At 71.7% G+C, this 6000-nt stretch carries 5 protein-coding genes; all 5 read left to right on the plus strand.

What is annotated here, in order from left to right; genetic code table 11:
• Positions 1–9 precede the first annotated feature (9 nt).
• The 5 genes from argB (at position 10) to argH (ending at position 5592) form a co-directional block, all read left to right on the plus strand.
• Positions 10–942 carry an acetylglutamate kinase gene (argB, locus tag AB0D08_RS25625; protein WP_051814373.1) on the plus strand — a complete coding sequence of 311 codons (933 nt, stop codon included), beginning with the start codon at positions 10–12 and terminating at the stop codon, positions 940–942.
• The gene (locus tag AB0D08_RS25630; protein ID WP_359891903.1) at positions 939–2144 is read left to right on the plus strand and encodes an acetylornithine transaminase; all 1206 of its coding nucleotides are present in this window, start codon (positions 939–941) and stop codon (positions 2142–2144) included. The genes argB and AB0D08_RS25630 overlap by 4 nt, the downstream gene beginning before the upstream one ends.
• A 23-nt stretch (positions 2145–2167) precedes the next feature.
• Positions 2168–2716, plus strand: coding sequence for an arginine repressor (locus tag AB0D08_RS25635; RefSeq protein WP_033825932.1), 549 nt, complete (start codon positions 2168–2170; stop codon positions 2714–2716).
• A gap of 177 nt (positions 2717–2893) precedes the next feature.
• Positions 2894–4087 carry an argininosuccinate synthase gene (locus AB0D08_RS25640; RefSeq protein WP_033825931.1) on the plus strand — a complete coding sequence of 398 codons (1194 nt, stop codon included), beginning with the start codon at positions 2894–2896 and terminating at the stop codon, positions 4085–4087.
• Between the two features lie 80 nt (positions 4088–4167).
• Positions 4168–5592, plus strand: coding sequence for an argininosuccinate lyase (gene argH / locus AB0D08_RS25645; protein WP_033825930.1), 1425 nt, complete (start codon positions 4168–4170; stop codon positions 5590–5592).
• Positions 5593–6000 lie beyond the last annotated feature (408 nt).

Consider the following 6000-nt stretch of genomic DNA (forward strand, 5'->3'; position numbering starts at 1 on the left):
GGGGACATCGTGCAGATCGCACCCAAGGGCGAACAGGCCCGCAACAACACCGCGTTGCCCAAGGCGCGCACGTTGATCGAGGCGCTGCCCTGGCTGGAGCGCTTCCACGGCAAGACCATCGTGATCAAGTTCGGCGGCAACGCCATGGTCGACGACGAACTCAAGGCGGCGTTCGCCCAGGACGTGGTCTTCCTGCGCTACGCCGGACTGCACCCGGTCGTGGTCCACGGCGGCGGCCCGCAGATCAACGCCCAGTTGGAGAAGCTCGGCCTGGAGTCGTCCTTCACCGCCGGGCTTCGGGTCACCACCCCGGAGACCATGGACGTGGTGCGGATGGTGCTGGCGGGCCAGGTCCAGCGCGAGCTGGTCGGGCTGCTCAACGAGCACGGACCGTTCGCGGTCGGCATGACCGGCGAGGACGCCCACACCATGACCGCGGTCAAGCGGTACGCGGTGGTGGAGGGCGAACAGGTCGACATCGGCCTGGTCGGCGACATCGTCAACATCGAGGCGGGCGCGGTGAAGGCCCTGATCGGCGACGGCCGGATCCCGGTGATCTCCTCGATCGCGCGCGGCGCCGACGGCCACGTCTACAACATCAACGCCGACACCGCGGCCGCGGCACTGGCCGTCGCGCTCGGCGCCGAGATGCTGGTCATCCTGACCGACGTCGAGGGCCTCTACCGCGACTGGCCGGGCTCCGACGACGTGATCAGCAGGCTCACCGGCACCGAACTGGAGGAGATGCTGCCGACCCTGGCGACCGGCATGCTCCCCAAGATGGAGGGCTGCCTGCGGGCCGTGCGCTCCGGCGTCGGCACCGCCCGCGTCCTGGACGGACGGGTGCAGCACAGCCTGCTCCTGGAGATCTTCACCGACGAAGGCATCGGCACCATGGTCGTCCCCGACGACGAGGCGCCCGTACTGGGGGGACTGGCATGACCGGCGGCAACAGCGGCATCACCGAGCGGTGGCAGCACGCGCTGATGGACAACTACGGCACCCCGCGGATCCCGCTGGTCCGCGGCGCCGGCTCCCGGTTCTGGGACGCCGACGGCAAGGAGTACCTGGACCTGGTCGGCGGGATCGCGGTCAACGCGCTCGGCACCGCCCACCCGGCCGTGGTCGAGGCGGTCACCGGCCAGATCTCCACCCTCGGGCACGTCTCCAACCTGTTCATCGCGGAGCCGACCGTCCGGCTCGCCGAGCGGCTGCTCCAGCTGTCCGGCCGCGACGGCCGGGTGTTCTTCTGCAACTCCGGCGCGGAGGCCAACGAGGCCGCCTTCAAGATCAGCCGGCTGACCGGCCGGACCCACCTGGTCTCGGTGCAGGGCGCCTTCCACGGCCGCACCATGGGCGCGCTGGCGCTCACCGCGCAGCCCGCCAAGCAGGACCCGTTCCGCCCGCTGCCCGGCGACGTCACCCATGTGCCGTTCGGCGACGTCGAGGCGCTGCGGGCGGCCGTCACCACCGGCACCGCCGCCGTCTTCCTGGAGCCGATCCAGGGCGAGAACGGCGCGGTCCCGCTGCCCGACGGCTACCTGCGGGCCGCCCGCGAGATCACCCGTGCCACCGGCACCCTGCTGGTCCTGGACGAGATCCAGACCGGCATCGGCCGCACCGGCCACTGGTTCGCCCACCAGGCCGTCGAGGGCGCCGACCCGGACATCATCACCCTGGCCAAGGGGCTCGGCGGCGGCCTGCCGATCGGCGCCGCCATCGCCTTCGGCCCGGCCGCCGAACTGCTCCACCCGGGCCACCACGGCACCACCTTCGGCGGAAACCCGGTGGTCGCGGCGGCGGGCCTGGCGGTGCTGGACACCATCGAGTCCCAGGGCCTGCTGGAGCACGTCGCCAAGGTCGGCGAGCGGATCCGGCAGGGCGTGGAGGCGATCGGCGACCCGCTGGTGGCCCACGTGCGCGGCAGCGGGCTGCTGCTCGGCATCGTGCTGACCGCGCCGGTCTCGGCCCAGGTGCAGGCCGCCGCGCAGCAGGCCGGGTTCCTGGTGAACGCGGCCGTGCCGGACGCCGTCCGGCTGGTGCCGCCGCTGGTGCTCACCGAGCAGGAGGCGGACAGCTTCCTGGCCGCACTGCCGGAGATCCTCCGGTCGGTGCGGGAGTCCGCCCCCGACGCGAACAGCTGAGCCCAGTCCAGGAGAATCATCGTATGACCGCACCCAACTTCGACCAGTCCGCCGCCGGGCCGACGTCGCAGGTCCCGCAGACCCGCACCGCGCGCCACCGGCGGATCGTGGACCTGCTGACACGTCAGCCGGTCCGCTCGCAGAGCCAGCTCGCCAAACTGCTGGCCGACGACGGACTGGTGGTCACCCAGGCCACCCTCTCCCGGGACCTGGACGAGCTGGGCGCGGTGAAGATCCGCAACCGGGACGGCGCACTCATCTACGCCGTCCCGGCCGAGGGCGGCGACCGTACGCCGCGCGCGCCGATGGGCGAGTCCGCCAGCGAGGGCCGGATGGCCCGGCTGGCGGGCGAGCTGATGGTCTCCGCCACCGCCTCCGGCAACCTGGTGGTGCTGCGCACCCCGCCCGGGGCCGCGCAGTTCCTCGCCTCGGCGATCGACGCGGCGGAGGTGTACGAGGTGATCGGCACCATCGCCGGCGACGACACCGTGCTGCTGATCAGCCGCGACCCGGCCGGCGGCCAGGCGCTGGCCGACCACCTGATGCAGCTGGCCCAGGCCAAGGTCCAGTAGACCGCTCCGGGCCCGGCCGACGGCCGGTTCCCGGAGGAATCCCCGCCCGTGCTGTGCGCCCCGGAAACGGGGTTTGGCGTTTCATACGCAGTGATGCATACTTATGCCTAACGCCGCATGGGAACCGTACAGCACGGTCCCCTGCCCTGTACGCACCCCTTTGTGAAGGAGAAAGCCGTGACCGAGCGCGTCGTACTCGCCTACTCGGGCGGTCTGGACACGTCCGTCTGCATCGGCTGGATCGCCGAGGAGACCGGCGCCGAGGTCATCGCCGTCGCCGTCGACGTCGGCCAGGGCGGCGAGGACCTGGAGAAGATCCGCCAGCGCGCGCTGGACTGCGGCGCCGTCGAGGCCGAGGTCGCCGACGCCCGCGAGGAGTTCGCCGACGAGTACTGCCTGCCGGCGCTCAAGGCCAACGCCCTCTACCAGGGCCAGTACCCGCTGGTCTCCGCGCTGTCGCGGCCGACCATCGTCAAGCACCTGGTCGCCGCCGCCCAGAAGCACGGCGCCACCACCGTCGCCCACGGCTGCACCGGCAAGGGCAACGACCAGGTCCGCTTCGAGGTCGGCATCAACTCGCTGGCCCCGGGCCTCAAGTGCATCGCCCCGGTCCGCGACTACGCGATGACCCGGGACAAGGCGATCGCCTTCGCCGAGGCCAAGGGCCTGCCGATCGCCACCACCAAGAAGTCGCCGTACTCGATCGACCAGAACGTCTTCGGGCGGGCCGTGGAGACCGGCTTCCTGGAGGACATCTGGAACGCCCCGATCGAGGACGTCTACGAGTACACCCAGAACCCGGCCACCCCGCGCGAGGCCGACGAGGTGGTCATCACCTTCGAGGCCGGCGTCCCGGTCGCCATCGACGGCCGCAAGGTCACCGTGCTGCAGGCCATCGAGGAGCTCAACAAGCGCGCGGGCGCCCAGGGCATCGGCCGGCTCGACATGGTCGAGGACCGCCTCGTCGGCATCAAGTCCCGGGAGATCTACGAGGCCCCCGGCGCGATCACCCTGATCACCGCCCACCAGGCGCTGGAGAACGTCACCGTCGAGCGCGAGCTGGCCCGCTACAAGCGGCAGGTCGAGCAGCGCTGGGCCGAGCTGGTCTACGACGGCCTGTGGTTCTCCCCGCTCAAGCGGGCCCTGGACGGTTTCGTCAACGAGGCCAACCAGTCCGTCTCCGGCGACATCCGGCTGGTCCTGCACGGCGGCCGGGCCGTGGTCAACGGCCGCAAGTCCGACCAGTCGCTGTACGACTTCAACCTCGCCACCTACGACACCGGCGACACCTTCGACCAGTCGATGTCCAAGGGCTTCATCGAGATCTTCGGCCTCTCCTCGAAGATCGCGGCCCGGCGCGACCTGGCCTGAGCCACCCCTCCCCGGTCCCGGCTGTCACCCCCGGCAGCCGGGACCACCCCTACCGCCGCACAGCTGAAGGAGCCCGAGCGATGCCCGCCGACCAGCCCGCTGACGTCCGCCTCTGGGGCGCGCGATTCGCCGACGGCCCCTCCGAGGCCCTGGCCAGGCTCTCCGCCTCTGTGCACTTCGACTGGCGCCTCGCGCCCTACGACATCGCCGGTTCCAAGGCGCACGCCAAGGTGCTGCACAAGGCGGGCCTGCTCGGTGACGAGGAGCTGAGCGGCATGCTCGACGGCCTCGACCGGCTGCTCGCCGACGTCGAGGCGGGCACCTTCACCGGCACCGTCGCCGACGAGGACGTGCACACCGCGCTGGAACGCGGCCTGCTGGAGCGGCTCGGCCCCGACCTCGGCGGCAAGCTCCGGGCCGGACGCTCGCGCAACGACCAGATCGCCACCCTGTTCCGGATGTACCTGCGCGACCACGCGAAGATCATCGGCGCTCTGGTGCTCGACCTCCAGCACGCCCTGGTCGGCCTCGCCGAGGCCCACCCCGACACCGCGATGCCGGGCCGCACCCACCTCCAGCACGCACAGCCCGTGCTGTTCGCCCACCACGTCCTCGCGCACGTGCAGGCCCTCGGCCGGGACGCCGAGCGGCTGCGCCAGTGGGACACCCGCACCGCCGTCTCCCCGTACGGCTCCGGTGCACTGGCCGGCTCCTCGCTCGGCCTCGACCCGGAGGCGGTCGCCGCCGAGCTGGGCTTCGAGCGCGGCTCGGTCGGCAACTCGATCGACGGCACCGCCTCCCGGGACTTCGTCGCCGAGTTCGCCTTCGTCACCGCGATGATCGGGATCAACCTCTCCCGGATCGCGGAAGAGGTGATCATCTGGAACACCAAGGAGTTCGGCTTCATCACGCTGCACGACGCCTTCTCCACCGGCTCGTCGATTATGCCGCAGAAGAAGAACCCCGACATCGCCGAGCTGGCCCGGGGCAAGTCCGGCCGCCTGATCGGCAACCTCACCGGCCTGCTGGCCACCCTCAAGGCGCTGCCGCTCGCGTACAACCGCGACCTCCAGGAGGACAAGGAGCCGGTCTTCGACTCCTGCGACACCCTGGAGGTCCTGCTGCCGGCCTTCACCGGCATGATGGCCACCCTCACGGTCCACCGCGACCGGCTCGAGGAGCTGGCCCCGGCCGGGTTCTCGCTGGCCACCGACATCGCGGAGTGGCTGGTCAAGCAGGGCGTCCCGTTCCGGGTCGCGCACGAGGTGGCGGGCGCCTGCGTCAAGGTCTGCGAGGCCCAGGGCATCGAGCTGGCCGACCTGACGGACCAGCAGTTCGCCGAGATCTCCGGGCACCTGACGCCCGAGGTGCGGTCCGTACTCAGCGTCCACGGCGCCATCGCCTCCCGCAACGGCCGCGGCGGCACCGCCCCGAGCGCGGTGGCCGCCCAACTCGCCGAGATCAAGGCGGACCTCGCCCTCCAGCAGGAGTGGACCACCGCCTGACCCCAACCCCCAGGGGCGGTGACTTCAGGTGTGCTGGGGTGGTCTGTCAGGGGCGCCGGGGCGGTTTTCAGGGGCGCGGGGAACTGCGCGAGAGCGGTAGGTGACCGGGTCGGTCGGCGACGGCGGGTGGTTGTTCCCCGCCGTTGCCGGGGTGCCGGCAGGTTGGCTTCCGCTTCGCGCAGTTCCGCCCCCAGCCTCCGGCCGGGGGTACCCCCAGCGCCCCTGTGGTGCGCCCCTCGGGGGTGATTTTCAGGTGCGCTGGGGTGGTTTCTTTCAGGGGCGCGGGGAACTGCGCGAGAGGCGGTAGGTGGCCGGGGTCGGTCGGCGACGGCGGGTGATTGTTCCCCGCCGTCGCCGGGGTGCCGGCAGGTTGGCTTCCGCTTCGCGCAGTTCCGCCCCCAGCCTCCG

The sequence above is a fragment of the Kitasatospora sp. NPDC048540 genome, assembly GCF_040651175.1.
GTDB lineage: Bacteria > Actinomycetota > Actinomycetes > Streptomycetales > Streptomycetaceae > Kitasatospora.